Below are 25466 nucleotides of genomic sequence, written 5' to 3' on the forward strand. Positions count from 1 at the left end.
ATTTGACCTACTATGTATTCCATCAAAACTCACCCTCGTTGTTTATATGATTAAACCAAAACCTCTGTGAAACATTTTGAACCAATACGCCATATAAGAAACTGGAGCAATTCTGAAAGAAAGTAGATTGAAAATAAGACCTGAAGCTTTCCCGCAACTCAACAGCTTGGGCATAAGCTTATTGGTCTTAGGTTCTTAAATTAACCAACTGTTTAATTTAATTGATCTGTACTGACCAAGTGTTTAATATAGTGCTGAATGATATGAGGTGGTTATGAATAAAACGGTGACGAAAAAAGCGAATACGCGTTCTCTGCAACAACGCACTCAAGAAACGAAAGCAAAAATACTGAGTGCGGCACTTTCAGAATTTGCCAAATCAGGGTTTGAAGGGGTATCGACTCGATCTATCGCTACCAATGCAGGCGTAAATCATACTCTTATCTCTCACCATTTTGGTTCTAAGGATGCGCTTTGGAAGGCAACCGCTGAGTGGTTTTTTAATACCTATAACCAAGAGTTTCTTAACCGTCGTAAAGCATTAAATGAAGTAGACGCTACAGATAAGCTTCGCATCTATATCAGAGATTTCATCGAGTTCTGCGTTAACTTTCCTGATTTTACTCGTTTTATGATGCAAGCAAATCAGGGGGACGAAGAGCGTTTAAATTGGCTTGTTGATCGCTTCCTTCGTTCCGGCTCTGAGACTGAACTGGGAATGTTGCAACAGGCTCAAAAATTAGGATTCATTCCGCAAGGTGATAGCCTGCACATGCGTTACTTATTTATAGGTGCAGCTACATCGATTTTTACATTCGCACCAGAGTTCTCTCGACTATCCGGTAAGGATCCGTTTTCCCATTCCATGGTAGAACAACATATTGACTATCTTTTAGCTTTATTCAGTACTCAAGTGCCAAAACTTAAAGAGGTATGATGAAATGACTAAGAAACTTGTAATTGTAGGTGGTGGATATTTAGGAGCACAGTTAGCTCAGTCGCTTGAACATGATTTAGATGTGACTCTTATCGAGCAGCGTGACGCATTTGTTCATGCTCCAGCCATGATACGAGCCATTGTTAAACCATCCATGTTAGATACGGTGTTGTTATCTTATGAGCAACTTCTTACAAAAGGCACATTTGTAAAAGCCAAAGTCATCAAAGTTGAAGAGCATAGCGTGACACTTGAAGATGGAACTCAATTTGGCGCTGACTATATTGTGCTTGCAACGGGCTCTACTAATAGCGCGTTTTTGAAACCGACAGGCACGAGTATTGATGACTTCCGCATTGTTGTGACTGATCTAAATAAGAAGCTGGCAAGCGCACAATCTGTCGCTATTGTCGGTGCCGGAACAGTTGGTACGGAAATGGCGGGTGAGATTAGTAGCGCCATGCCTGAGAAAGACATAACGTTAATATCGAGTGATTCAACGCTTTTTTCACAACTACCAAAAAAATTCGCTACTTCAATTATGTCGAAACTCAAAACAGCGAATATCGATATAAAATTCGGCATGCGAGTTGAAAATCTTAAAAGTACCTCAAATGCGTATTCTGGAACGCTTCATCTGTCAGATGGCTCGTCAATAGAGGCTGATCTTATTATTCCAGCCATCGGATCTCGCGCAGTATCGTCATTAGTCGGAGAGTTACCGAATTCCACTATAAGGAAAAACGGCCAAGTTGACGTCGATACTTACTTGCGCCCATCGGCATACGCAAATGTATTCAGCGCCGGTGATATGGCTAGTTGTGGTGATGCAATGACCATTGTTGCTGTTAGTCGCCAAATACCTTGGTTAACCAAGACCTTTAAAGCCTTAGCTGCTGGAAAGCAGTTAGAACAACTTAAGCCATATTCCCCATGGAGAAAAGCGCCTTTGTTTTTACCTTTAGGTCCAAGTAAGGGCAATTCATACATGGTTATCGGTACTTTTGGTGATTGGATTACAAGAAAAATAAAAGGTGAAAAACTTTTCATAGATAAATATAGAAAGCTATTTCGTTTAAACAAATAGATTTAAATCCTAGTCAATTAGTCCAATTTACATAATTTAAAATAATCGTATAAATATGAGAAATTACGATGAACAAAAATAAGCTACATATTGCAAGATGGTTTTTGGTAGCTATCTATTTTATAAGCACCATTGTCTTTGCCGGTCAGATGGACCATAGTACAGGGCAACTGTTTTTACTTGGATCTATCCTTGTATTAATGCACGCCCCCAAAAGGTATGGCTGGAAAGGTACATTTGTATTTATCGGTACCGCTTATATTGTCAGTACCATTCTAGAAGATATGAGCATTCGTACCGGGTTTCCTTTTGGTAACTACCACTACACGCTTGGTGGGTTACATATTGACCAGGTTCCGGTTTTGGTTGGTCCGGTTTACATTGCGGTCGGTTATATGTCATGGACAATTGGCTCTATTATTCTTGACCATGCTGAGAAACATTTAGATAAGAAATTTAACCTTATTGCATTGCCTGCTGTCAGTGCTTTTATTATGTGTCAGTTTGATTTAGTGCAAGACCCTCTCACTTCAACATTTGACGGTATATGGATCTGGGAAAATGCTGGCGGTATATTTGGTGTTCCACTGGTAAACTTTCTGGGTTGGTACCTAACCTGTTATTTATTCATGCAGATCTTCGCTATATATCTATCTAAAAATAGCCATTTAATCATTGAATCAGATGAAACCGAGAAAAGGTCATATTGGTTACAACCTGTAATTTTCTATATGTTAATTGGATTGTCTTACATTGGTCATTACCTGCATCAAATAAACAATAAAGAATTAATCACCGACCTGGCTGGTAACGTATGGGGTGTCGCTAATCTACATGAAACAGCAGTAGGAATAATGCTATTTACTATGGTCTATACCGTTGTATTAGCCTTTGTTCGTTTATTTAAACCAAAGCAGTAGCAGTTAGAAAAGAAAAAGAAAAACGGGGTCGGATCACAGTTGTTGCTAATATAACTGCATTGTTCCGCTGAACATCGGACCCACAAGGAGGTCATTCATGGCACGTGATCGCTGCGATGGTTGCTAAGCACGCTTAACTTAGCGCGATTCTACCCTGACCCATTTATGTTAAACTTGTAAGGTTAACGCAATGGCTATATTTTAGTGGAAACTTTGTTAACGTTAGCCGCATTTAATAGCATCTAGATTCTCAGGAAATCCGGGGACAGTTTACTTAATCCAGCCTACTTTTAGACCCAGATTTTCCTTTACGTAAGACACACTCTATCGCAACGCCTGCCATAACTTTTTCGTCCGTTTTGTAATTGAGCGCCCTAGGCTAGAAAGACCGCTTAATATATGGGCCTCTCCCGTTTAGCAAGAAAACCTTACCCAGACTGAGACTCGTTTTTCAATGAATTCTAAGAAAGACAAATATAGCTATTGATTTTGCACACACCTGCCGCGGTTTCTGGCGCTGCCAACCAACCCCGGCGATACTTGAAGCCGGTCATGCGACAGATAAGAAAAACCCGGAACAGAGGCCGGGCAGGGGTAATTGTCGGGAACTTTTACGCAATCAATCTAGGCTTATAGTGCCATTATCTGGATATTCAGCTTCGTAGGTCCCAGTTAATATTCCGTCTTTGAAGGTACCGTTTATAGCAATCTTGCCGCATTTTCCGCCTGGATTGGCCTTTAATGCAATCTCGCCAGATTCGGAGACAGTTCCGTCAAACCGAGCCTTCCAGGGACAACCAGATTGAGAAAAAATTAACTTTCCCTTGAAAGCAGAACTACCGTCATTCGGTTCAATGTATATATTGAGACCACCACCCCAACTATTGTTTACTTTGGACTTCCATCGTCCAGACAGGCCTCCATATTGGGTTGTTTCGGTTATTATCACCTTTTGGGAATCTCCGACATTAGATGTTTTGACGTCTCCGGCAGTTTTACATCCAATTAGTGAAACCGCGCATAGAGTGGCGAGTATAAGCAGGATCTTATTCTTCATTCTTGATTCCTTTTAGTATTGATAATCCATGTAGATCAGAACGGCGGTTTGTATGGACGGCGCTTTAGCGAAGGTTGTTTTCTCTTATATAATTTTCGGAATTCACTGTTTGCAATCAATGAGTCAAAATAATCACAAGTCCACTCAAGACGCAAATATTGCTCCATGTGAAAGAAATTACATGGTTATGTTTCTCAGGGCAACTTGACCAAAGCCGAGTAATGGAAAACTGCAATAGTTTAGCGTCGTATTAAGGCGGCGTTTTCCAGAGGGTGAAAGTCCCATCCGACGATTTCGATCCAGCCAGAAGTAATTGAAGCGGTTTTGATAGCGGTAGGTTTAGGTTGTTTTTTGTCTTTGCAACATTTCTTATATTAGATAAACGTAAAAGACCGGTTAGTATATGGACTCCTCCCATTTAGCAAATGCGTTCTAAGTTAATATCGCCACTGATTAGAGGGAGGGCTGGAAGGCGTCTGGTAAAGCACTGGCGGTTTAGTATCTGTTTCCAACTTGATTAGTTGTTAACAAAGTTGCAGTGGGTCTTCGCTGCTAGCTGTTAGCGACTAAATGTTATCGTAAATACTTTTCTGATTATTGCCCATTGCTTATTGCTTGGTTACATCTGCCAGTTGCTTAAGTAACATGTTGAGAATGTGGCGTCTGTTTACTACGCCAATGACCTTGTTGTTGCTATCAACCACGGGGTAGCTTTTTGGCTTTTGCTGCAGCATTTGTTCTGCAATGGCCATAAATTCATCATTAGGCGTTATGGATAAAACATCCGTACGCATAATATCCTGCACGGTTGCAACCCGCTGATTGTGATAAACAACCTGCATGATGACTTGTAAGCATTCCTGTTCTGATATCCAGCCCACCAGTTCGCCATCATCATTTATAACCGGGCCGCCGAGCATTTCTTTCTTTATTAATTCGCCACATGCTTCTACAACCGGCATATAGGGTTTAATAAAGGCAAATTTTGTATTCATACCATTAATAATTGAAGTGGGAAGCATAGAGTCTCCGTTTATCAGAATAATATTCAGGCTTTGCAAAACCTGGCAGATAAGATAAGCGGTATCTATTCCGGTTTTGCACTAGTGCGGTGCATTATTAATGGTGCCGATCAATAACAGGCACTCATCACGACAGATCGCCGCCTAAAACGTTTTAATGTGATCCGCTAACTATAGTTATTAATGTAATAGCAATAATAGTGCCACTTCATGGATGGCTTATTGGAATGCATGGCTTATTGAATGGTCCGACAAGTGTTGGGTAGCGCTACATCAATTTAATCATTAATTTTCTCATCCAATTTCGCTCTCACTCCTTATTTTAAGTTTCGTTTAATTCGCACACGATAAGCTGTCTCCATTAACAGGAGGTGGCTTATGTCTAACGTAGAATCACAAAACGTCATTAAGGTCTGGGATCCGCTGGTACGGATATTCCACTGGTCTTTAGTGCTTTTCTTTTTAACCGCTTATCTAACCGAAGATGACTTCGAGAATATCCATATCTATGCAGGATATGCAGTGTCGATTTTGATTGGGTTTCGGCTTATCTGGGGGGCGATCGGACCAAAATATGCGCGATTCAGTAATTTTGTTAAAGGCCCCGCTGAGACGTTGGCTTATCTGAAAAGCCTGATAACAGGAAACCCCCGGCATTATATCGGGCACAACCCCGCTGGCGGCATGATGGTAGTGGCTTTGCTGGTGGTATTGGCGGCTACCGGGTTTACCGGCATGGCGTTATTAGCCGTTGATGGAGGCGGACCATTAGCAGGAACTTTAATTGCGAATTTCAATGAAGATTTATTAGAAGGGTTGCATGAGCTCTTGGCGAATACCTCAGTATTGTTGGTTGTGTTGCATGTGGCCGGAGTGCTCGTGAGTAGTTTGTTGCATCGTGAAAACCTGATTCGCGCCATGTTCACTGGGGTTAAGGTGCACAAAGCGGTTGCTGAAGAGCAGCATTTAGAAGAGGCCGCTGACTTGAGAAGAGGGCATGATTGATATGAGAGCTGGTATGAGAGTTGGTATGAGAGTTGGTATGAGAGTTGGGCCATAACTATTAAATGCTTGTTGTTATTGGCTGTCGGGCTAGCGCCAGTGATAGCCCAGGCGGATGTGATTGAAGCGCGCCTGACGCATTACCTTATTTTCTGAGAAAGCATGATGAGATTCCTGATAGGCTGGTAGAAGGTAATCCTGATGTGGGTAGTTTTAGTAACTGCAATGTATGTCATGAAGGTGCTGCTAAGGGAGACTTTGATGAAGATAGGGCTATTATTCCTGGTTATGGCCGTTGGGACGACTAGCACATGGGTATGGGCTGGTCGTGATATAAAACCAGAAGCGGTGCGCGACTGGGTAGAGAGTGGCAAGATACTCTCGTTCGAAGAGATTTTTCAGTTGAATAAAAGCTACCTTTCAGGAAAAATTCTTGATCTGGAAGTTGAAAAACAGCACGGGCGTATCGTCTATGAGATTGAGCAGCTTAAAGAGAATGGCGAAGTGTCAGAAGTCTATATAGATGCCGTTACCGGGCAGTTTATAAAAGAGAAAGCTGAAGATTGAGGCAGCTGCAGAATGAGTCAGTTTAAGGATGAGACAGTCAGAAAATGAGGCAGTCAGAGAATGAGAGTCCTGCTGGTAGAAGATGATATGGATCTGGTGAATAGCCTTAAACCGCGCTTGCAGCGCGAAGGCTATGTCGTAGAAACCGCTAATAATGGTGTTGATGCTCAGTTTCAGGGAGAGGAAGAGAGCTTCGATGCGGTTATTCTGGATTTGGGACTCCCGCAGCGCCCGGGTTTGGATGTTTTAACTAACTGGCGTCATCAGGGTGTGACGGTTCCCGTGCTGATCTTAACCGCCAGGGATGCCTGGCATGAACGGGTTGATGGCTTAAAAGCCGGTGCGGATGACTACCTGGGCAAGCCCTTTCATACGGATGAATTACTGGCGCGTTTAGAGGCACTGATTCGGCGCTCGCACGGCAAAGCCGATAATGAAATCGTATCCAACGGTGTACGTTTGTTGCTCTCTGAACAGCAAGCCGTTAAAGAAAGCGGTGAAGTTGTAGTGCTTACAGGCATCGAGTTTCGCTTGTTGCGTTATCTGATGATGCATCCGGAAAAAGTGCATTCTAAAAGCGTGCTGAGTGAACATGTTTATGAAGAAGAACAGATAAAAGACAGCAATGTGATCGAAGTGTATATCAACCGTTTACGACATCATTTTGGAAAATCTTTTATTGAAAACCGGCGGGGCCAGGGGTATCGGCTGGGATCAGGAACGGACAATAGATAATGTCTATTCGCGCGCAATTAAGTCGCAGTCTGTTCTTCGCTCTCTGCTTTACCATGGGCGCTTTGTTGTTAGTGATTCATTGGGGTGTCGGCCAGTTAACTCATGGGTATATCCAGTCGCGCTTACAGCATGATGCCGAATCAATTATTTCTGCTTTGGATAAAGACCCGCAAGATGGACAGTGGAAACTCAACTCAGACAGGCTTGGCAGGGTCTATGAGCGTGCTTTTTCCGGACACTACTTCGTTATTAAAGGTGAAAACCTGAATATCAGAAGCCGCTCGCTGTGGGATTATCCGCTGGAGGTGGTGAGTTTACATAAGGGCGTTACCACGAGTGAGCTGATGCCGGGCGCTAATGATGAGCATTGGCTGGTCTGGAGTCAGGGGTTCAGTAAAAAATCGAGTACTTTCACCATCACAATAGCTGAAGATATCGCCCCTATTGAAGCGCTCACCTGGCATTACAGTCTTTGGGCCATCGGTGTCGTTTTAAGTGGCACTGTGTTATTGCTGCTTTTGCAGCAGTGGATTATTAAAAAGAATTTCCGCTACCTGGACGCAGTCAGAACGAAAATTCAATCGTTACGCTACTCCAGAGAGAAAACAGACCTGAATAAGGTGCCAGAAGAATTGATGCCGTTGGCAGAAGATATCGAGCAGCTTCTGGTTCAGCTGCAAAAGCGTGTCAGCCGTTCGCGTAATTCATTGGGTAATCTGGCGCATGAGTTGAAGCGACCACTGCAAAGAGTCCAGCAGCTCTTAGAAGAGGCTTCCAATCCTCATTCAGAGGAGACTCAACGCCTGCTGGGCGATATTCAATGGCTGATTCAGCGTGAGTTGAAGCGGGCACGCATTGTTGGCGTCTCATCTCCCGGCAGACAAACGCATCTTGCGGAAGATATTCCGCCATTGTTGGATGTGTTGACTAAGCTCTTTCCTGATGTAGTTATTACCAGTGATTATCCGGCTGAACTTGTTCTGTATCAGGACCGCGATGATATGCTCGAACTCCTTGGCAATTTACTGGATAACGCCTGCAAATTTGCCGTGCATAATGTTTCTTTGCAGATACGTCAGGAAGATAAAAATATTGTTATATCAGTGACGGATGATGGCACGGGTTTGCCGGCTGAAAGCATTGCACGGCTGATGCAACGAGGCGAGCGTCTGGATGAAAGCAAACAGGGTGCGGGTTTGGGGCTCTCTATCTGTCAGGATATAGTGGAGAACTATCAAGGCTCGCTGCTAATCACAAATGGAAAAGCGGGTGGGCTGCGCGCTACTGTTGTCTTGCCGTCAGATCCCATTTAAACGGGTAAGCGGTATACGGGTAAACCCAAAAGGAGATAGTCATTCATGTCAAAAATTGAGTTCAGTAGTGAACAAAAAATATGATGGTTCAAAAGATTCAGCGCTATTTCCAGGAGGAACTGGATCAGGAAATGGGGCAGTTTGATGCGCAGTTTCTATTGGATTTTTTCTCTGAAGAGGTCGGCGCTTATTACTACAATCAAGGCCTGCACGACGCGCAAGCCGTGCTTGAAAAACAACTCGAAAACATAGCAGATGCCATCTATGAGATTGAAAAACCGATAACACTTACCCGATAGCGGGGGGCGTTGTAGGTTTGCTGAGATCATTCAGTTGTGTGTCCGGGAGACAAAGATGTCAATAATCGTTGCGGGTAAGCTGACTATAAAGTCGAACTTTCGGGATGAATTCATTGAGAAATCACGACAAGCAATCCTGCTGGCCAGAAATGACGATGCTTGTGAGGATTTCTCTGTATCACCAGACCCGGTTGACTTAAATAGAGTCAATATTTTCGAAAAATGGAAAACTCGTCAGGCGTTGGATGCATTTCGAAAATCAGGCCCTGAAAATGACATGTTCTCTTTAGTTGAGTCTTTTGATGTAAGGGAGTATGACATCAGCACATAACCTTTAATTGTGCGCCTTTGATGTCGGCTCTCCGGGCTTTTCGCACCTAAATCAAATAGCTGGTTTACCAGCCAAAATATCTGCTTGTTGCTCTTGCCGCTATAAATTATTTGATATCGGCAGTCTATTTTCTGTTTGTAAAACTATTTGCTGATCAATTCATTTATAATCATCATTGTTGTTGATCTTACTAATCTTGTTCTGCTTTAGAATGTTTATTTAAGTGGTTGTTTTAAATGAAAAAAGCGCGTGTTTTATTTGTTTGTTTGGGGAATATCTGTCGTTCGCCAACAGCACATGGTGTGTTTGAAACTTTAGCTGCCCAGCAGGGGCTGGCGGGTGTGATTGATGTGGATTCTGCCGGAACAGCGGCTTATCACGTAGGCAACCCACCAGATTCGCGTTCTATCGGCGCAGCTGCAGAACGGGGCTATCAACTGGATCACCTGCGCGCTCGTCAGGCTACCCCTGAAGACTTTTCGGAATTTACGCATATCCTCGCGATGGATGAAGAGAATTTGCGTAACCTCAAGGCGATTGCGCCTCCCGATTATGCCGGGCACTTAGGCTTGTTTCTGGATTTTGCTCAATGTGTCGAGCGGGAGGTGCCTGATCCTTATTACGGTGGTGATGCAGGATTCGGCCATGTGCTGGACCTGGTTGAGAACGCAGCTTTCGGGCTGTTGTTAAAACTTCAGCAAGCACCACGATAATGGATATACAACATAAGATTCATGCTGATTATCCACTGCAATCCGCGAATACATTGGGTTTTCCTTGTGTCGCTGCGCAATTTATTGCCGTAGATAGTGAAGCGGAATTGGTCGCCGCTGTTACTTATGCGCAGCAACACCAACTACCGATCCGCGTGTTGAGTGGTGGTAGTAATGTGTTGATGGCTCCGCTCATCGACGGTCTTGTGATTCGTATTGATATTATGCGCCAACAGGTCACTGAATCGGCTGACTCGATATCTCTGGTGTTGGGGGCTGGTGAAAACTGGCATAAAACGGTGCACTGGTGTGTTCAGCAGGGCTATTCAGGAATCGAGAGCATGGGCTTGATTCCCGGACGTGTCGGCGCGGCGCCGGTTCAGAATATCGGCGCTTATGGAACTGAGTTGAAAAACGTTTTGACTCACGTGCGTGCTTTGGATGTAGCAAATGGCTGCTTTATCGAGTTCTCGAATGACGATTGTGAGTTTGCTTACCGGGACAGTGTTTTTAAGCGCCTGCCCGGATGTTTCATTATCACTGAAGTGACTCTTGGGCTGTCACGGATACCGGATTCGTCAATCAGGTATGCTGCATTACAGAGCTATTTTGATCAGCACAATATAACCCAGCCCGATATAAAGCAGATTTTTGATGCGGTGTGCGCTGTGCGACAGAGCAAGCTGCCTGATCCCGCTGTACTGGGTAACGCCGGGAGCTTTTTCAAAAATCCTGTGATCAGTGAATCTCAATATCAGCAGTTAAAACAGCAATGGCCGCAGCTGGTGGCTTATCCGGATTCGGCTGGTTTTATGAAGCTGGCGGCCGGCTGGCTGATAGATCAGTGCCACTGGAAAGGCAAAAGGCGAGCGCATGTTGGTGTGTATGAAAAACAGGCGCTGGTATTAGTGCATTTTGGTGGGGGAGAACTGCAGGAGTTGTTACAATTGGCTAGCGACATTCAGGCTTCTGTTTTTGCGGCTTTTAATGTGAACCTGGAGATGGAGCCGCAACTTTTTCCTATGGCTTTGTCTTTTGAATCATAGTGTTGTATTGCATATCTCGACTGATAGTTATGTGCAGCCAAGCTATGATTTCGTCTTCTGTGTCGATTTGATATGAATAAAAATAATGAGTATCAGCGTGTAGCTGGCTCGGGGTGCTGTAAGTGAAAAACCTTAAGATTAAACAAAAAATTCTGATCCTGACGGTAATTCCGTTAATTTTAACGGTGGTGGCTGTGATGGCCGTATCCATTTATCAGATGCGTTCTCTGGGCTCGCAGGAAGTTGAGCAGATACGCAGTACTATGATGGCAGCGAAGCGTGAATCATTAAAAAATTATATGGGAATTACCGAAACGGCTATTCGGTCGGTTCTTAAAAACGTAGCCAATCAAAGTGAAGCGCAGGAAAGGGTGAAAACCGTCTTGCGCGCTATCTCCTACGGTGATGAAGATGGTTATATTTTTGCTTTCGATTACAGCGGCGTTGCTCAGGTACAGCCTGTTCAGCCTCAGTTGGAAGGTCAGAGTTTGATAGACTTGGTTGATGCAAATGGCGTGCGCTTGATTGAGGCGCTTATTCAGGCAGCCAAAAATGGCGGTGGCTACGTCAGTTATCTATGGGATAAGCCCACCAAAGGTCGTGCAGTCGATAAACTGAGCTATGCCATTGTTCTTGATGAGTTTGACTGGATATTGGGTACCGGTTTTTATGTAGACGACATCGATGATGCAGTTTTGTTAAAGCAGCAGGAGGTTGATGCAAAAGTACAAACCACCATCATTCTTTCTTTGTTGGTGGGTATGTCGATTCTCGTCCTCGTGATCATTCTCAGCGTGTGGTTCTCTAACCGCGCTTTAGTGAAGCCCATTCGTGACTTAGCTGAAAGTGCGCGGCAAATGAGCCTGGGTAAAATGGATACAGTGATCTCGGTTAATTCTAACGATGAGATTGGTGAGCTTGCAGATGCTATCGGGCGCATGCAGAAGAGCTTGAATGTGATTTTCAAAAAGCTTAAACAAATGCCACGAAAGTAATGTTTCTCAATGAATATCCCCAAATCAATACCCCGAAATCAACAGTATTGATCTATGCTGAAACTGTTATATAAAAGCTGAAGATTAATGACACGGATTTATGGGACGTTGAATTGTTTTCAGGTGAACGCTTACCCCTCCAGGATGAATGCATGAAAAGAAGTGATTCTGACTTTTTTATCGTTATTGGCGTTTTTCTTGTCGCATACCTTATCGCTACTATTTCCGATTTCAATGAACACTGGTTGTCATGGACCTCTGCCTATTCGATGATAGGTTTAGAGGACCTTCCGGTTGGATTGTCTTTTTTGTCTTTTGCACTGGGGTGGTATGCCTGGCGGCGTTTGCAGGATGCGAGCGTTAGTCATCAGCAGCTATCAGAAACCATTGAGAAGTTACAAACGGAGGTGGAAGAGCGAATGCTGGCGGTTGAGCATGCTCAGGTGTTGTCAGAGACAAAAAATGAGATGCTGGAGTCAGAGTATTTACGTAATAAAAAATTGAAACAGGTGCGGATGATGGGAGATGCACTGGCGGCAGCGGTTACATTAAAAGAGCTACAGAAAGTTTCTGTAAAATATCTGAAAAATATCATTCCTGATCATACCGTGGCGGTATTATTTGCTAATAAGTCCTTTAAAAACTGGGGTCTTGCGGGCGCGTGGGGGACTCACAAAGATAAGGTGTATTTGAATGTTAAGCTTGAAGAGTGTCAGGTGCTGCAACAAGGTAAAGCCTATATCGACTCTTCTAATACGCAGAACATGCTGTGCAGTAACGCCAACTTAACCACCATCAAAAGCGTTGCCTGTTATCCCATTGCGAGCCATGAAATGCAGTATGGTGTGCTACATATTCGCTCAGAAAGGTTGACCGAATCACTGCTATCCCGTGAGGAGGAGCAGCGGGTGATTGAGGTTTGTAATACCATTGGTTTACATTTTCATAATACCCAGTTACGCACTGAATTAAGCATGGCATCTAACCGTGATGAGCTGACGGGGCTGCTCAACCGCCGGGGTTTGGGGAGTACGCTTAAGCGTGAAATACAAACGTCTCAGCTGCAGGGTTATGACGTTACTGTGGCCATGATAGATATAGATCACTTTAAACAATACAATGATTCATTTGGCCATCCTGAAGGGGATAAAGCACTTAAATTTGTGGCAGAGACCCTGGCAAAAAATATCAGATCCCGGGATGTTGTTGCTCGTTATGGCGGTGAAGAGTTTATCCTGGTTTTACCCAACACCAGCAAACTGGAAGCGTATAAAAAACTTAAGATGCTGATTGCTAAAGTAGCTGAGGATTCAAAGAACGTCCCCGACTGCCAACGTGCTATTACCCTTTCTGTAGGCATTGCGACCTGCCCGGGAGATCAGATAAATGAGGAAGCGCTTATTAAATCAGCGGATTTAGCTTTGTACGCCGCTAAAAAAAGAGGGCGCAATTGCGTGGTGGCCTATAAAGCAGCTGGCTCGACAGCGGCTAGCCCTGTAAAGGTAATCCGTACCCAACAACTCGACTGATACCAGAGCCCGTTTTTCCCATGATTTTATATATTGCTGAAAAGCCAAGTCTTGGCCGTGCTATTGCTGATGCATTACCGACACCACACAAAAAAGGTGATGGTTGTATCTATGTAGGAAAGGGTGATGTCGTCAGTTGGTGTATCGGACATCTGTTAGAGCAGGCGCAGCCTGAATCTTATGATCCGGTTTTTAAAAAATGGAGCATACAGCACCTTCCTATTGTGCCTGATCAGTGGAAACTGGAAGTAAAGCCGAAAACAAAAAAACAGTTCAATATTTTGAAAAAGTTGATCAGACAGGCCGATGTTCTGGTTAATGTGGGTGACCCGGATCGTGAAGGACAAATTTTAGTCGATGAAGTGATTAGTTTCAGTGGCGTATCTGCTAGCAAGCGCTCCGCTGCAAAACGTTGCCTGATTAGCGACTTAAATATCAATGCGGTAAAAAAGTCTCTGAACAACCTCCGGGATAATAACGATTTTATTCCACTGGCAACTTCCGCGTTAGCGCGTGCCAGAGCCGACTGGTTATATGGCATCAATATGACACGGCTGTGTACCTTGCAAGGGCAGAAATCAGGCTTTAACGGTGTTTTATCCATAGGGCGGGTGCAAACACCTTTGTTAGGCTTGGTTGTGCATCGTGACCTTGAAATTGAAGGTTTTGTCTCAAAACCGTTTTATGAGGTATTTATTACTCTTAAAACAGGTGCAGGTGAATGTTATCAGGCGAAGTGGAAACCCAGTGAGGCTTGCGAGTCCTTCATGGATGAGGATGGGCGGGTGCTTTCACGTAAGTTGGCTGATAATGTTGTGGCGCGCGTTGTAGATCAAAACGGGCTGGTTAAAAAGGTGCAGAAGAGTAAAAAGAAGCAGCCTGCGCCTTTACCTTATAATCTATCTGCATTGCAAATTGATGCTGCTAAAAGGTATGGGTTGAGTGCCAAGCAGGTGTTGGATCTGTGCCAGCAATTGTACGAAAAACATAAATTAATTACCTATCCGCGTTCTGATTGCCGCTATTTGCCGATGGAGCATTACAGTGGAACACAGCAAGTGACGGCGGCGATAGCTAAAACCTGCCATAAGCTCAGCGATGCTGTCGCTAAGGCGGATCTTCGTTTGAAAAGTAAAGCGTGGAACGATGCAAAAATAAGTGCTCATCACGCTATCATACCCACCGCTAAATCTGTTGATAGTAGCCGTTTAAGCTCAGGGGAGGCTAATCTGTATGAGCTCATAGCGCGCCAGTACCTGATTCAGTTTTATCCGCCTTTTGAATATATGGATAAACAGATCGATACAGAAGTTAGCGGGGGATTATTTGTCGCAAAACAAAAAGATGTGCTGGCTGAGGGCTGGAAAACGCTGTTTCCACAAAGTAAGCCGTCTGGCAATCGAGGTAAAACCTCTGATAGCAGTCCGGGCGAAGCGGCTGAGGAGGCTTTTTCGAGCGTCAGGCTCCCAGATGTTCAGCAAGGCGATGCAGTTTTGTGCACCGAGGCTCATGTAGATGAGAAGCAAACCAGCCCGCCGAAGCACTTTACGGATGCGACACTGTTAGCCGCCATGACGGGCATTGCTCGGTTTGTCAACGATCCTGTGATTAAGAAAGTACTACGCGATACTGATGGACTGGGTACAGAGGCGACGCGTGCCGGTATTATTGAATTACTTTTCACACGTCAATTTTTAACACGTAGCGGGAAAGAGATAAGAGCCACCGATGTGGGGCGTCAACTGATCACCAGTTTGCCTGAAAATATGACGCATCCGGATATGACTGCCCATTGGGAGTCGCAATTAGAAGCGATCAGTCAAAGAGAGCTGAAATATAATCATTTTATGCAACCGATGGCGCTCAGCTTGCGGGAATTAATAGCAGAGGTCGGCACCGTTCGATTTGACGGGCTGCAGGGTAAAGGAAAAGCTATGGTGAGGCCGCGTAGAAAAAAACCGGCCGCCAGCAAAAGGGCTTCTGTAAAAAATGATTCTGTAAAAAGCACTGCTGCGAAAGCTTCTTCGGTAAAAAGGCCGGGTATGAGGAAAGGGTCATGAGTACTCCTGATTCAACTTCTGATTCAATCCCGGTTTCAAGCCCTGTTGATACTTTTGTTGCGCCCGTCTGTCACGAGAAAATAGAAGTGCTCTATCAGGATGAGCATATTCTGTTGATCAATAAGCCCAGCGGGTTGTTGAGCTTATCAGGTAAAAATCCATTAAATAAAGACTCGGTTCATTTTCGGCTGGTGCAGGATTTTCCGACAGCAACACTGCTGCATCGACTCGATTTCGGCACCTCAGGCATCATGTTGCTGGCGTTAAATAAAAGCGTGAATGCTATTCTGACAAAACAATTTCAAGATCGTACAGTGGTAAAAACCTACATCAGCATATTATCGGGTCATATCGGTGTTGATCAGGGGGTTATTGATGCGCCTATTGCTAAAGATCCGCCGAATTTTCCGTTGATGAAAATCTGTCATGAAAGCGGCAAACAAGCGGCCAGCCATTTTGAAGTACTACAGCGCTTGCAACACCCCGATGCAAGCCGGGTATTGTTTAAGCCCTATACGGGGCGTACACATCAGTTACGGGTCCACAGCCAGGAGCTGGGGCATCCTATTTTAGGTTGCGATCTGTATGGTACTGAACAAACGCGGGCAGCGTCCGGACGTTTATTATTACATGCGTTAACACTGGCGTTTGACCACCCTGTCACAGGTGAGAGGATGGTGGCGGAGTGTGCCTGTCCTTTTTGAGCAAGCTATTTAAGAAAGTTATCCAGCGAGTCTGCTAAAGCCCCGCCCTGATTGACTTTACGGGGTTGGATAGCATTAATTTGTGGTTGTATAAGATCAAGTTTAGGCTGCTTTTTCACTTGTGGCACCATGGCGCGTACTATGACGGCCTTGGCATGTTTCATGTGCGATAGTGCGAGTAGCTTTTCATCTTGAGTCAGAAATTGTTGTGCTTGATGCATATGTGCATCGGCTACGATTGATATGTTCAGCCAGTATAATTCCTGAGCGTAATTCCCGGCCAAAATAGGAGAAAGTTTGCCTTTTTTAAGCATTTCTGCGAGTAGTTTTTCAGTAAAATTGACATAAATTTTGAAGCGTTTCAGATCTTTGTCACTGTTGAAAACACCTTGCCCGGGTGGTGTTCTATCCGCGGTTTCTTTTTGATTATTAACCTCTGTCATAAGATCAGAATCAGGTGCCAGCATGCTAATCTCTTCAATTTGTAGCATCGCATGCTGATTTAGTTTTTCAAGAATTTCCGGCTTGCAGCCAGCCGCTTTGAGTGTTGCAATGGCATCAAGTGTGTAAAAAGCTTGCTTGCGTAGCCAGTTTAAACGATCACTTTTAACGATTGCATTGTGCTCTCGCTGTGAAATGAAATGGCTAATGCCGAGCGCAATTGCGCCAATTAGAGCTATGATGACTATATAAATCAGGTTATCTTGCAACATGTTATGCAACTGCCTCGCTAAGTCCATGAATTATATAGTCAGAAGACACTGTTGTTAAAGCAGGTATGTAAGTTATTTCTGATCAACTAAGTATACTACTTATTGGTTTTTTTATGAGACTTGCTTGACCCGAGTTGTATTAGCACTTATATATGCTCGCTATTTTTTATTGTGCCGTATCTGCCCGAGGATAGTTACCCTATGGGAAAGTCGCTCGTTATTGTTGAGTCGCCCGCCAAAGCTAAGACGATTAATAAATATCTTGGTAATGAATATGTTGTTAAATCGAGTGTAGGTCATATCCGTGATTTGCCTACGAGCGGTAGTGCTCAAAAGTCAGATCCAAAAGCACGTGCGAAACAGGCTGCTTTGACACGAAAAATGCCTGCCGATGAAAAAGTCATTTATAAAGCGAAGAAGGCCAAAGAGCAGCTCATTGCTCGTATGGGTGTTAACCCAGAGAAAGGCTGGGAAGCGCATTATGAAATTCTTCCAGGTAAAGAAAAAGTCGTAGAAGAGCTACGGCGCTTGGCAAAAGATGCAGACACTATCTATCTCGCGACCGATTTGGATCGCGAGGGAGAAGCGATTGCCTGGCACTTGAGAGAAGCGATTGGCGGTGATGATGATAGATACCGTCGCGTCGTTTTCAATGAGATTACCAAGAAAGCGATATCCAGTGCGTTTGAATCACCGGGTACGCTGGACATGAACCATGTAAATGCACAGCAGGCGCGGCGTTTTCTTGATCGCGTGGTAGGGTATATGCTGTCGCCATTACTATGGGAAAAAGTTGCGCGTGGACTATCGGCAGGTCGTGTTCAATCTGTCGCTGTTCGATTGGTCGTTGAGCGAGAAAAAGAGATTCGTGCCTTTATTCCTGAAGAGTTTTGGGAAGTTCACGCAGATACAACAACGGCTGCTGATGCGGCTTTGCGTTTACAGGTTGCCCGGGTTGCTGGAAAGGCCTTTCGTCCGGCATCGAAAAAAGAAACGAATATCCATCTGGCCGCGCTAAAAGACGCAGAATATACAGTGCTGAGCCGGGATGACCGGCCGACCAGCAGTAAGCCTTCGGCCCCCTTTATCACGTCAACACTGCAGCAAGCGGCCAGTACTCGCTTAGGCTTTGGTGTGAAGAAAACCATGATGATGGCGCAGCGTCTCTATGAGGCGGGTTACATCACCTACATGCGTACCGACTCTACCAATCTGAGTGCTGAAGCGGTTGAAAGCTGCCGTGTGTATATTGGCGATCATTTTGGTAGTAAATACTTGCCTGAAGAAGCTACTCGCTACTCCAGCAAAGAAGGTGCTCAGGAAGCGCATGAGGCAATACGTCCAAGTGATGTAAATACAGAAGCGAGCGCTTTGACTGGGATGGAACGCGATGCCGAGCGTCTTTATGAATTGATCAGGCGTCAGTTTTTAGCCTGTCAGATGATGCCTGCCTTATACACAAGCTCTCGCATTACGGTAAAAGCAGGTGATTTTGAGCTGACCACCAAAGGGCGGATTTTGCGCTTTGATGGTTATACCCGCGTGATGCAAAGCAAAGCAAAAAATGATGAAGATGTGATTTTGCCCGATGTGAAAAAAGGTGAAACACTTCAAATGAAAGCGCTTGAACCTAAGCAGCACTTTACTAAACCTACGGCTCGATTTACCGAAGCCAGTTTGGTTAAAGAGCTTGAAAAGCAAGGTATCGGACGCCCATCTACCTATGCTTCTATTATTTCCACGATTCAGGACCGTGGTTATGTAGAGATTCAGAATCGTCGTTTTTATGCCTGTAAAATGGGTGATATCGTTGTTGAGCGTTTAGCCGAAAACTTTACTGACCTGATGGATTACAGTTTCACAGCCCGTATGGAAGACGCGCTCGACGAGATTGCGCAGGGTGAGGCTGAGTGGAAAGTGTTGTTAGATCGCTTCTATGGCGGTTTCACACGTAAGTTGGAAGAAGCGCAGCATCCTGAAACCGGCATGCGACCGAACTCGCCTACAGATACGAATATTCCCTGCCCTGAATGTGGCCGTCATATGACGATCCGTACCGGCAGTACGGGTGTTTTTCTGGGTTGTTCCGGTTACAGCTTACCGCCTAAAGAGCGTTGTAAAGCGACGATTAACCTGACGCCTGGCGATGAAGTGGTCAGTGTTGATGGTGATGATGAAGAAGAGTCCCGTATTTTACGTAACAAGCATCGTTGCAGTATTTGCGACAGTGCCATGGATAGTTATCTGGTAGATAAGCATCGTAAACTGCATGTGTGCGGTAATAATCCGGACTGCCCGGGATATGAAGTTGAAGAGGGCAGTTATCGCCTGAAAGGATATGAAGGTCCTTCGCTGGAATGCGATAAATGCGGTGCTGAGATGCAGTTGAAAACAGGCCGTTTTGGTAAGTTTTTCGGTTGTACTAATGCAGAATGTAAAAATACGCGTAAATTATTAAAAAGTGGCGAAGCGGCTCCACCGAAAATGGATCCTGTGCCTATGCCTGAATTGGCATGTGAGAAAGTTGAAGATACTTATATTCTTCGGGACGGTGCATCAGGTCTGTTTCTTGCTGCCAGCCAGTTCCCCCGGAACCGTGAGACAAGAGCGCCGAAAATTATTGAATTGCTGCCTCATCAGGCCGAAATTGACCCTAAATACAGCTTCCTGTTCAGTGCACCAAAGCGTGATAGCGAAGGCAATGAGACTATTGTACGTTATAGCCGTAAGACAAAGGAGCAGTATGTGATGACCGAGGTCGATGGCAAAGCAACCGGATGGCGTGCATTCTATCAGGGTAATGCTTGGGTGGTGGAAGAGCCAAAGACTAAAAAGAAATAGCCTGAAAATGGTCATTTTACAGAGGTAGTGTATGAGTAATATATATCTGGTCAGGACGAATCAGAAAATTAATTTTGCACGTATTCATTTGGATGCTTTAACCGTAGCGCAGAACTCTACGAAATGGAGTAAGCACAACGAGATTGAATCTTACAACGAATCAATCTTGTTTCATCTGGCTTCTGGTTACGCTTCTTTTTTGCGGGAAGTGGCAGAGAGATATAGCTTTGATACCAGTAAGGTCAGTAAGCTGGCTGACTTGGAAAGTATGTTTGAGGAGTCCGGACAGGAATCGCCAGAAAGGTCTGAGCTGTCCATTCTTGAGCAAAGCGAAGTCAGTTGGTTGCATAAGATGCTGGCAGCTTATGATGCTTGCTGGAAGGCGATGGATAACCATTCTAAAGTGGCCAGTGATACGGTGAGTGTTTCGGAGATACATGTTGTACAGGTCAATCCGAACCATGCTGAAGATGGTGAAATCCTGGCCGAATATAAACTATGGTTAAATGAGTTTCGCTCATTAGTAGAGCGCCTGCGTTCGGATATGCAAGAGTGGTAGACGATAAAAAAGTATTGGAACAAACGGTACTTGAAATTATACGGCTTCCTTCTGGCGAATACGCTATGCGTAAAGCAGGGGAAGAGGAGCCGTTAATAACGGTGAGTTTGTCTCAGCGCGTTAAAGATGGTCTCAATGGTCAGTCTGAAGAGCTGGCAAGAATGATTCTGGTTGCTGGCGCGAAAATGATGTCTGAGTTGTCGCTGGAGTCTACGGAAGCATCCAGGCCTCCTAAGCCAGTAATCCATTAAATAAGTCCATTCAGTTTCATCTGATTTCCAACTACTGTTTCACACGTTTGTTTTAATGGTGATGGCGTCCACGTATGAGGATGCCATTACTACGTCCTTGCCGGGCAGATTGCTCAAGATTCTTTATTTCGTGTTCTGAAATCTCCTCTGCCCAACTGATCACCGCATGACAAGTGCCCGCACTGAGTGCTTTCCTGGCCAGTTGTAGTACGGAGTGGTGCGCATCAGGGTAGAGCAAAATGACTTTGTTCAGGTCGATGCCTGCATTCTCAAGTAACGATCTCGGTAGATTGACGGGCGGTGAAATCCACGCGAACCATCTGTCTTCATGGCTGAGTTGAGCCAACAGCGGCATCAGCAGCGGGATATCATTTAACTCGCCACTGCTGGTGACTATTTCAGTGATTTTGCCGAAGTCAGGTTTCGCTGAAGTCGTTTTCTGATGGATCTGGTTGTGCTCAGTTTTGGGTAATAGCCCAAGATGAGATCTGCCGCGATGGTTGCGAACTTGAATCATAGATCACCTCCCTGTCTGATCACGCCTACACCTAAGCCTTCAATCGATAATTCTTGTTTTCTCAGATCTATTTCGATGGGAGAGAACTCGGTGTTTTCTGCTATCAGGTAAACCATATGGCCATCTTTCCTGAAGCGCTTTACAGTGACTTCATCGTCTATGCGGGCAACCACGATTTGGCCATTGCGTGCTTCTGTGCATTGATGTACGGCCAGCAGGTCGCCATCCATGATGCCGATATCCCGCATGCTGGTGCCGTGTACTCTGAGTAAGTAGTTGGCAGGCGGGTGGAAAAAATCAGCTGAAATGGTGCAGTGTTCTTCGATATGCTCCTGAGCAAGGATGGGTGAGCCGGCAGCTACACGACCAACCACCGGGATACCTTCAGATTCGCTTTCCAGTTCTGGCAGGCGGATACCCCTGGAAGTGCCGGGAATGATCTCGATAGCCCCTTTTCTGGCCAGGGCTTTGAGGTGCTCCTCTGCGGCATTGGCTGATTTGAAACCCAGTGCAGTAGCGATCTCAGCCCTTGTTGGAGGGTATCCGGTTGCATCGATATGCCCGCGAATGCACTCGAGTACTTCTTCTTGGCGTTTTGTTAGTTTCATAATAATGCCTGTTTATTTATACAGTATCTGTGATTATATACAGCAAGAAGGTGATGTAAAGTAATTTTCTGTTTATATATCCAGTATCTTGGTATGATCCACGCCTAAAGTTATTCAGGTAGTACGTCTTGCTCAGCGACACACTCAAAAATTCTATTCAGACCTCTTATCGTCGGTTTCTCGCTGATCATGATATGAAACCGCGTTACGGTCAGAAGATGATGATTGCGCATATTGCGCGGACACTCGGCTCAATCGAGACGGATGAGAAAGGCGAACGGGATAATGGAAATCATCTTTGTGTGATTGAGGCGGGCACAGGCACCGGTAAAACGATGGCTTATCTGCTCAGCGCTATTCCGATTGCAAAATCACAATCCAAATCATTAGTCATCTCTACGGCTACCGTGGCACTGCAAGAGCAGTTGTTGAATAAAGATCTACCGGAAGTAGCCCGACTGCTCAGTGAAGATGTGCGTTATGTGCTGGCAAAAGGGCGTGGTCGTTACTTTTGTATCTCACAGGCTGAAAAGTTATTGGACTCCCAGCATCAGACGGGCCAGATAGCCTTGTATGAAGATGAGATTCAACATCAGATAGATCCGTCATCGTTGGCTTTTTACCAGGAATTACTGGGTAAATTTGCGTCAGGTGAGTGGGATGGTGATCGCGATAGCCTTGCGTCAGAGATAGAGGCCAGCCGTTGGACCCCCTTAACCAGTGATCATACTCGTTGTACCAACAGGCGTTGCAGTAATTTTTCTGTGTGTCCTTTTTATAAGTCACGGGATGCCATGGACAAGGCTGATATAGTAGTAGCCAACCATGATTTAGTGCTGGCCGACCTTTCGCTGGGCGGTGGTGCTATTTTGCCGGAACCCGCCGACACGATTTACATATTTGATGAAGCGCATCACCTCTCATCAAAGGCGACCGGCCATTTTGCATATAGCATGCGTGTCAAAGGTACCCAGCGTTGGTTGAAGTCTTCTGTCAAGCAGTTGGATGTGATGCTGGATGAGTGTGATAACAATGCAGTATTAGCGCAGTATATAGAGCGCATGGCGCCGGCCCGTCAGGATATCGACCTGGCATTAGATCAGTTGCAGAGTAATCTCAGGGCTATGCTTATAGATGGTGTGCAGCGCCCATCCTCTGAACGCTTTCGCTTTCCAAAAGGATTGTTGCCAGAGGTAATGATACATTCAGCCGTTGAGATAGCGGCAGCGGCGGAAAAGTGGATGTTAAAGGCCGAGCAAATTGTTGATGTGTTAAAAGAGGCACTCGACGGTGGTGTGCCAGAGATTAACCGCGAAGTTGCCGAGCGCTGGTATCCGCGTATGGGCCTGATGTGGATGCGGGCGCAGTCACTGTACTGGTTAAATAAAAGTTATGCTGTCAGCGACCCTGAAGGGGTTGCGCCTACGGCTCGCTGGATCAATCTGATTGATGGTAGTGAAGGGCTTGACTTTGAATGTCGTAGCAGCCCTGTGTCTGCAGCGGATACATTACAGGAGCATCTGTGGAGTTGTTGTTTTGGTGCGGTACTGACTTCTGCTACGATGACGGCGCTGGGGCATTTTAATCGCGTCATTAGTGAGCTTGGCTTGCCACAGGATGTTCTGTGTGAACGCTTGCCCAGTCCGTTTAATTACCCGCAGGCAGCTGTGTTGGCTGTACCCCGTATGCTGTCAGATCCCGGTAAGCCGGAGGAGCATACGCAGGAGGTGATCAGTTTTCTCAACCAGAATCTGGGGGAATCGACTGCGACCCTCGTATTATTTAGTTCTTGGCGGCAAATGTTTACTGTACTGGAAAAGCTTGAAAGTACGATTCGTAGTAAAGTATTAGCGCAAGGTGATCTGACGAAGAACGAAATTATCAGAAAGCACAAAGAAGTTATTGATACGGAGAAATCCAGTATCATTTTTGGCTTGGCCTCATTTGCGGAAGGGGTAGATCTGCCAGGAAAATATCTGACAGAAGTGATCATCACTAAATTGCCCTTTGGTGTCCCGGACGATCCGGTCGATGCGACAATGGCGGAGTGGATCGAGCAAAGGGGTGGCAATGCTTTTATGGAGTGGACTGTGCCGGAAGCGTCAATGCGATTGACGCAGGCAACCGGTCGGCTTTTACGTACCGAGCAGGACAGTGGTCGGGTTATTTTATTAGATCGACGTGTAGTAACGCGCCGTTATGGCCGGCAATTGCTGGATGCGTTGCCTCCTTTTCGTCGTGAAATTAGTTAAAAAGTGAGTATGACATTGGAAGAATCAAACCCGAGCAACCTGAATGAGTCGACAAGCGTTACAGATGCCACCAAAGAAAAAGGTGAGCGCGATAACAAACGTCGCTCTTCTGGTCGTGCTCGTAAACCTATGAACAAAAGCAGTGATTGGACACCCGATGACTCTGCAGTAGCCATCGAAGAAGGCAAGAAGCGTTTTCATGATTTCTCATTGCCTGATAAGTTAATGCATGCCATCCATGACCTTGGTTTTGAATACTGTACACCAATCCAGGCTGATACGATCAAACCGGCCCTGGCTGGTAAAGATATCATCGGGAAAGCGCAAACAGGAACCGGTAAAACGGCTGCTTTTTTGGTAGGCATTATCACCGATCTGCTTGATTTTCAGCTGGAAGATAAGCAGCGTCAGGGTGAACCGCGTGCACTTATCATTGCGCCCACACGTGAGTTGGCATTACAGATAGCCGCTGATGCTGTGCTGTTATGTAAATATACCGATATTAATGTTGTCTCTATTGTCGGCGGTATGGACTACGAGAAACAACGTAAAGAACTGAAAGCCGGGCCTGTTGGTATTCTTGTAGCAACGCCGGGTCGATTAATCGATTTTGTACGTTCTAAAGAAGTGGATCTGCATAACGTCGAAGTGTTGGTGTTAGATGAGGCGGACAGAATGCTGAGTATGGGATTTATCCCGGATGTCAGAACCATTATCCGCAATACGCCACGCAAAGGGGATGAGCGTCAAACCCTTTTGTACAGCGCAACCTTTACAGACGATATTATGAGTCTGGCACGTCAGTGGACGCATGAGCCGGTACAGATTGAAATAGAAGCTGAGCGTCGCTCGACTGACAATATCAGCCAGAAAGTTTTTTTGGTGTCCAGTCATGAAAAATACAAACTATTACGTAACTATATCCGTGTGAATAACATTGAGCGTGTCATCGTGTTCGGCAATCGTCGCCATGAAACACGGGATCTGGCAGAAAAGCTCAAAAGAGATGGTGTGAAAGCAGCACTGATGTCTGGTGAAATTCCGCAGCACAAACGAGTTAAAACACTCGAAGACTTCAAAAGTGGCAAAATAGAAGTGCTGGTAGCGACGGATGTTGCCGGGCGTGGTATTCATATTGATGGTGTAACGCATGTTGTTAATTATCAATTACCAGAAGATGCTGAAGATTATGTGCATCGTATAGGCCGCACGGGGCGAGCAGGCGCTACTGGAACATCTATCTGCTTTGCCTGCGAAAATGACTCTTTTATGATCCCGGAAATAGAAGCAGAAACGGGGGTTAAATTAGAGTGTATACATCCGAGTGAAGAGTTACTGGCAGATCCGAATGCCTACAAGCACTCAGTGCCAGCTGTGGTTGAACAGGACGATAATCTGCTGAGTAATA

At 45.2% G+C, this 25466-nt stretch carries 25 protein-coding genes and 1 pseudogene; 21 read left to right on the top strand and 5 right to left on the bottom strand.

The genetic code is table 11. From position 1 onward, the window contains the following. Positions 1-274: 274 nt before the first annotated feature. From ABY436_RS01100 to ABY436_RS01110, 3 genes are all read left to right on the top strand, one after another. Positions 275-937, top strand: coding sequence for a TetR/AcrR family transcriptional regulator (locus ABY436_RS01100; RefSeq protein WP_372737184.1), 663 nt, complete (start codon positions 275-277; stop codon positions 935-937). A gap of 4 nt (positions 938-941) precedes the next feature. Next, the gene (locus ABY436_RS01105) at positions 942-2024 is read left to right on the top strand and encodes an NAD(P)/FAD-dependent oxidoreductase (RefSeq protein WP_372737185.1); all 1083 of its coding nucleotides are present in this window, start codon (positions 942-944) and stop codon (positions 2022-2024) included. A gap of 68 nt (positions 2025-2092) precedes the next feature. Further along, positions 2093-2944: a carotenoid biosynthesis protein gene (locus ABY436_RS01110; RefSeq protein WP_372737186.1), complete on the top strand. Its 852-nt coding sequence runs from the start codon at positions 2093-2095 to the stop codon at positions 2942-2944. Between the two features lie 619 nt (positions 2945-3563). Here the strand turns inward: ABY436_RS01110 and ABY436_RS01115 are convergent. Beyond that, a complete protein-coding gene (locus ABY436_RS01115) occupies positions 3564-4001 on the bottom strand; it encodes a hypothetical protein (protein WP_372737187.1) in 438 nt (145 codons plus the stop codon). Positions 4002-4609: 608 nt separating this feature from the next. Then, complete coding sequence (locus ABY436_RS01120; RefSeq protein WP_372737188.1) at positions 4610-5023, bottom strand: CBS domain-containing protein; 414 nt, start codon at positions 5021-5023, stop codon at positions 4610-4612. A 378-nt stretch (positions 5024-5401) separates the two neighbouring features. Between ABY436_RS01120 and ABY436_RS01125 the strand changes: the two genes are divergently transcribed. From ABY436_RS01125 to ABY436_RS01185, 13 genes are all read left to right on the top strand, one after another. After that, entirely contained in the window at positions 5402-6028 is a 627-nt protein-coding gene (locus ABY436_RS01125) for a cytochrome b/b6 domain-containing protein (protein ID WP_372737189.1), read from the top strand. A gap of 149 nt (positions 6029-6177) precedes the next feature. Next, entirely contained in the window at positions 6178-6333 is a 156-nt protein-coding gene (locus ABY436_RS01130) for a hypothetical protein (RefSeq protein WP_372737254.1), read from the top strand. After that, complete coding sequence (locus ABY436_RS01135; protein ID WP_372737190.1) at positions 6287-6592, top strand: PepSY domain-containing protein; 306 nt, start codon at positions 6287-6289, stop codon at positions 6590-6592. Before ABY436_RS01130 ends, ABY436_RS01135 begins: the two co-directional genes overlap by 47 nt. 60 nt (positions 6593-6652) lie before the next feature. Further along, positions 6653-7327 carry a response regulator transcription factor gene (locus tag ABY436_RS01140; RefSeq protein ID WP_372737191.1) on the top strand — a complete coding sequence of 225 codons (675 nt, stop codon included), beginning with the start codon at positions 6653-6655 and terminating at the stop codon, positions 7325-7327. Beyond that, positions 7327-8640, top strand: a complete 1314-nt coding sequence (locus ABY436_RS01145; RefSeq protein ID WP_372737192.1) for a sensor histidine kinase — start codon at positions 7327-7329, stop codon at positions 8638-8640. The genes ABY436_RS01140 and ABY436_RS01145 overlap by 1 nt, the downstream gene beginning before the upstream one ends. An 80-nt stretch (positions 8641-8720) precedes the next feature. Continuing rightward, entirely contained in the window at positions 8721-8939 is a 219-nt protein-coding gene (locus ABY436_RS01150) for a DUF2164 domain-containing protein (RefSeq protein WP_372737193.1), read from the top strand. A 55-nt stretch (positions 8940-8994) separates the two neighbouring features. Next, entirely contained in the window at positions 8995-9270 is a 276-nt protein-coding gene (locus ABY436_RS01155; protein ID WP_372737194.1) for a putative quinol monooxygenase, read from the top strand. A 236-nt stretch (positions 9271-9506) separates the two neighbouring features. Continuing rightward, on the top strand, positions 9507-9983 hold the full coding sequence (locus ABY436_RS01160; protein ID WP_372737195.1) for a low molecular weight protein-tyrosine-phosphatase: 477 nt from the start codon (positions 9507-9509) through the stop codon (positions 9981-9983). Further along, complete coding sequence (gene murB / locus ABY436_RS01165; protein WP_372737196.1) at positions 9983-11029, top strand: UDP-N-acetylmuramate dehydrogenase; 1047 nt, start codon at positions 9983-9985, stop codon at positions 11027-11029. The genes ABY436_RS01160 and murB overlap by 1 nt, the downstream gene beginning before the upstream one ends. 122 nt (positions 11030-11151) lie before the next feature. Further along, positions 11152-12024: a cache domain-containing protein gene (locus ABY436_RS01170; RefSeq protein ID WP_372737197.1), complete on the top strand. Its 873-nt coding sequence runs from the start codon at positions 11152-11154 to the stop codon at positions 12022-12024. Positions 12025-12176: 152 nt separating this feature from the next. Continuing rightward, complete coding sequence (locus ABY436_RS01175) at positions 12177-13553, top strand: GGDEF domain-containing protein (protein ID WP_372737198.1); 1377 nt, start codon at positions 12177-12179, stop codon at positions 13551-13553. Between the two features lie 20 nt (positions 13554-13573). Then, positions 13574-15613, top strand: coding sequence for a DNA topoisomerase III (locus ABY436_RS01180; RefSeq protein ID WP_372737199.1), 2040 nt, complete (start codon positions 13574-13576; stop codon positions 15611-15613). Then, positions 15610-16317: an RluA family pseudouridine synthase gene (locus ABY436_RS01185; RefSeq protein ID WP_372737200.1), complete on the top strand. Its 708-nt coding sequence runs from the start codon at positions 15610-15612 to the stop codon at positions 16315-16317. The genes ABY436_RS01180 and ABY436_RS01185 overlap by 4 nt, the downstream gene beginning before the upstream one ends. A 5-nt stretch (positions 16318-16322) precedes the next feature. On the opposite strand, the gene ABY436_RS01190 is transcribed toward ABY436_RS01185, so the two are convergent. Continuing rightward, a complete protein-coding gene (locus ABY436_RS01190; RefSeq protein ID WP_372737201.1) occupies positions 16323-17030 on the bottom strand; it encodes a DNA topoisomerase I in 708 nt (235 codons plus the stop codon). A gap of 201 nt (positions 17031-17231) precedes the next feature. Between ABY436_RS01190 and topA the strand changes: the two genes are divergently transcribed. From topA to ABY436_RS01205, 3 genes are read left to right on the top strand one after another with little or no spacing between them, the layout of a single operon-like run. Beyond that, the gene (topA, locus tag ABY436_RS01195) at positions 17232-19871 is read left to right on the top strand and encodes a type I DNA topoisomerase (protein ID WP_372737202.1); all 2640 of its coding nucleotides are present in this window, start codon (positions 17232-17234) and stop codon (positions 19869-19871) included. Positions 19872-19902: 31 nt separating this feature from the next. Further along, positions 19903-20430, top strand: coding sequence for a DUF6586 family protein (locus tag ABY436_RS01200; RefSeq protein WP_372737203.1), 528 nt, complete (start codon positions 19903-19905; stop codon positions 20428-20430). Then, on the top strand, positions 20424-20681 hold the full coding sequence (locus ABY436_RS01205; RefSeq protein ID WP_372737204.1) for an ABC transporter ATP-binding protein: 258 nt from the start codon (positions 20424-20426) through the stop codon (positions 20679-20681). The genes ABY436_RS01200 and ABY436_RS01205 overlap by 7 nt, the downstream gene beginning before the upstream one ends. A gap of 52 nt (positions 20682-20733) precedes the next feature. Here ABY436_RS01205 and ABY436_RS01210 read toward each other — a convergent pair whose 3' ends face one another. Both ABY436_RS01210 and lexA read right to left on the bottom strand, forming a co-directional pair. Next, entirely contained in the window at positions 20734-21198 is a 465-nt protein-coding gene (locus tag ABY436_RS01210; protein ID WP_372737205.1) for a cell division inhibitor SulA, read from the bottom strand. Continuing rightward, the gene (gene lexA, locus ABY436_RS01215) at positions 21195-21809 is read right to left on the bottom strand and encodes a transcriptional repressor LexA (protein ID WP_372737255.1); all 615 of its coding nucleotides are present in this window, start codon (positions 21807-21809) and stop codon (positions 21195-21197) included. Before lexA ends, ABY436_RS01210 begins: the two co-directional genes overlap by 4 nt. A 125-nt stretch (positions 21810-21934) precedes the next feature. Here lexA and dinG point away from each other — a divergent pair, with 125 nt between their 5' ends. Then, entirely contained in the window at positions 21935-24058 is a 2124-nt protein-coding gene (gene dinG / locus ABY436_RS01220) for an ATP-dependent DNA helicase DinG (RefSeq protein WP_372737206.1), read from the top strand. A 39-nt stretch (positions 24059-24097) separates the two neighbouring features. Next, positions 24098-25396 (top strand): annotated as a pseudogene (rhlB, locus tag ABY436_RS01225) (ATP-dependent RNA helicase RhlB); the annotation flags it as partial. Positions 25397-25466 lie beyond the last annotated feature (70 nt).

Source organism: Neptunomonas sp., from assembly GCF_041601355.1.
Taxonomy (GTDB): Bacteria; Pseudomonadota; Gammaproteobacteria; order Pseudomonadales; family Balneatricaceae; genus Neptunomonas.

What these genes read in the sequence shown, in the direction of transcription:
- ABY436_RS01100 (WP_372737184.1), top strand. Translation starts at nt 275, where the DNA reads ATGAATAAAACGGTGACGAAAAAAGCGAATACGCGTTCTCTGCAACAA.
- ABY436_RS01105 (WP_372737185.1), top strand. Translation starts at nt 942, where the DNA reads ATGACTAAGAAACTTGTAATTGTAGGTGGTGGATATTTAGGAGCACAG.
- ABY436_RS01110 (WP_372737186.1), top strand. Translation starts at nt 2,093, where the DNA reads ATGAACAAAAATAAGCTACATATTGCAAGATGGTTTTTGGTAGCTATC.
- ABY436_RS01115 (WP_372737187.1), bottom strand. Translation starts at nt 4,001, where the DNA reads ATGAAGAATAAGATCCTGCTTATACTCGCCACTCTATGCGCGGTTTCA.
- ABY436_RS01120 (WP_372737188.1), bottom strand. Translation starts at nt 5,023, where the DNA reads ATGCTTCCCACTTCAATTATTAATGGTATGAATACAAAATTTGCCTTT.
- ABY436_RS01125 (WP_372737189.1), top strand. Translation starts at nt 5,402, where the DNA reads ATGTCTAACGTAGAATCACAAAACGTCATTAAGGTCTGGGATCCGCTG.
- ABY436_RS01135 (WP_372737190.1), top strand. Translation starts at nt 6,287, where the DNA reads ATGAAGATAGGGCTATTATTCCTGGTTATGGCCGTTGGGACGACTAGC.
- ABY436_RS01140 (WP_372737191.1), top strand. Translation starts at nt 6,653, where the DNA reads ATGAGAGTCCTGCTGGTAGAAGATGATATGGATCTGGTGAATAGCCTT.
- ABY436_RS01145 (WP_372737192.1), top strand. Translation starts at nt 7,327, where the DNA reads ATGTCTATTCGCGCGCAATTAAGTCGCAGTCTGTTCTTCGCTCTCTGC.
- ABY436_RS01150 (WP_372737193.1), top strand. Translation starts at nt 8,721, where the DNA reads ATGATGGTTCAAAAGATTCAGCGCTATTTCCAGGAGGAACTGGATCAG.
- ABY436_RS01155 (WP_372737194.1), top strand. Translation starts at nt 8,995, where the DNA reads ATGTCAATAATCGTTGCGGGTAAGCTGACTATAAAGTCGAACTTTCGG.
- ABY436_RS01160 (WP_372737195.1), top strand. Translation starts at nt 9,507, where the DNA reads ATGAAAAAAGCGCGTGTTTTATTTGTTTGTTTGGGGAATATCTGTCGT.
- murB (WP_372737196.1), top strand. Translation starts at nt 9,983, where the DNA reads ATGGATATACAACATAAGATTCATGCTGATTATCCACTGCAATCCGCG.
- ABY436_RS01175 (WP_372737198.1), top strand. Translation starts at nt 12,177, where the DNA reads ATGAAAAGAAGTGATTCTGACTTTTTTATCGTTATTGGCGTTTTTCTT.
- ABY436_RS01180 (WP_372737199.1), top strand. Translation starts at nt 13,574, where the DNA reads ATGATTTTATATATTGCTGAAAAGCCAAGTCTTGGCCGTGCTATTGCT.
- ABY436_RS01185 (WP_372737200.1), top strand. Translation starts at nt 15,610, where the DNA reads ATGAGTACTCCTGATTCAACTTCTGATTCAATCCCGGTTTCAAGCCCT.
- ABY436_RS01190 (WP_372737201.1), bottom strand. Translation starts at nt 17,030, where the DNA reads ATGTTGCAAGATAACCTGATTTATATAGTCATCATAGCTCTAATTGGC.
- topA (WP_372737202.1), top strand. Translation starts at nt 17,232, where the DNA reads ATGGGAAAGTCGCTCGTTATTGTTGAGTCGCCCGCCAAAGCTAAGACG.
- ABY436_RS01200 (WP_372737203.1), top strand. Translation starts at nt 19,903, where the DNA reads ATGAGTAATATATATCTGGTCAGGACGAATCAGAAAATTAATTTTGCA.
- ABY436_RS01210 (WP_372737205.1), bottom strand. Translation starts at nt 21,198, where the DNA reads ATGATTCAAGTTCGCAACCATCGCGGCAGATCTCATCTTGGGCTATTA.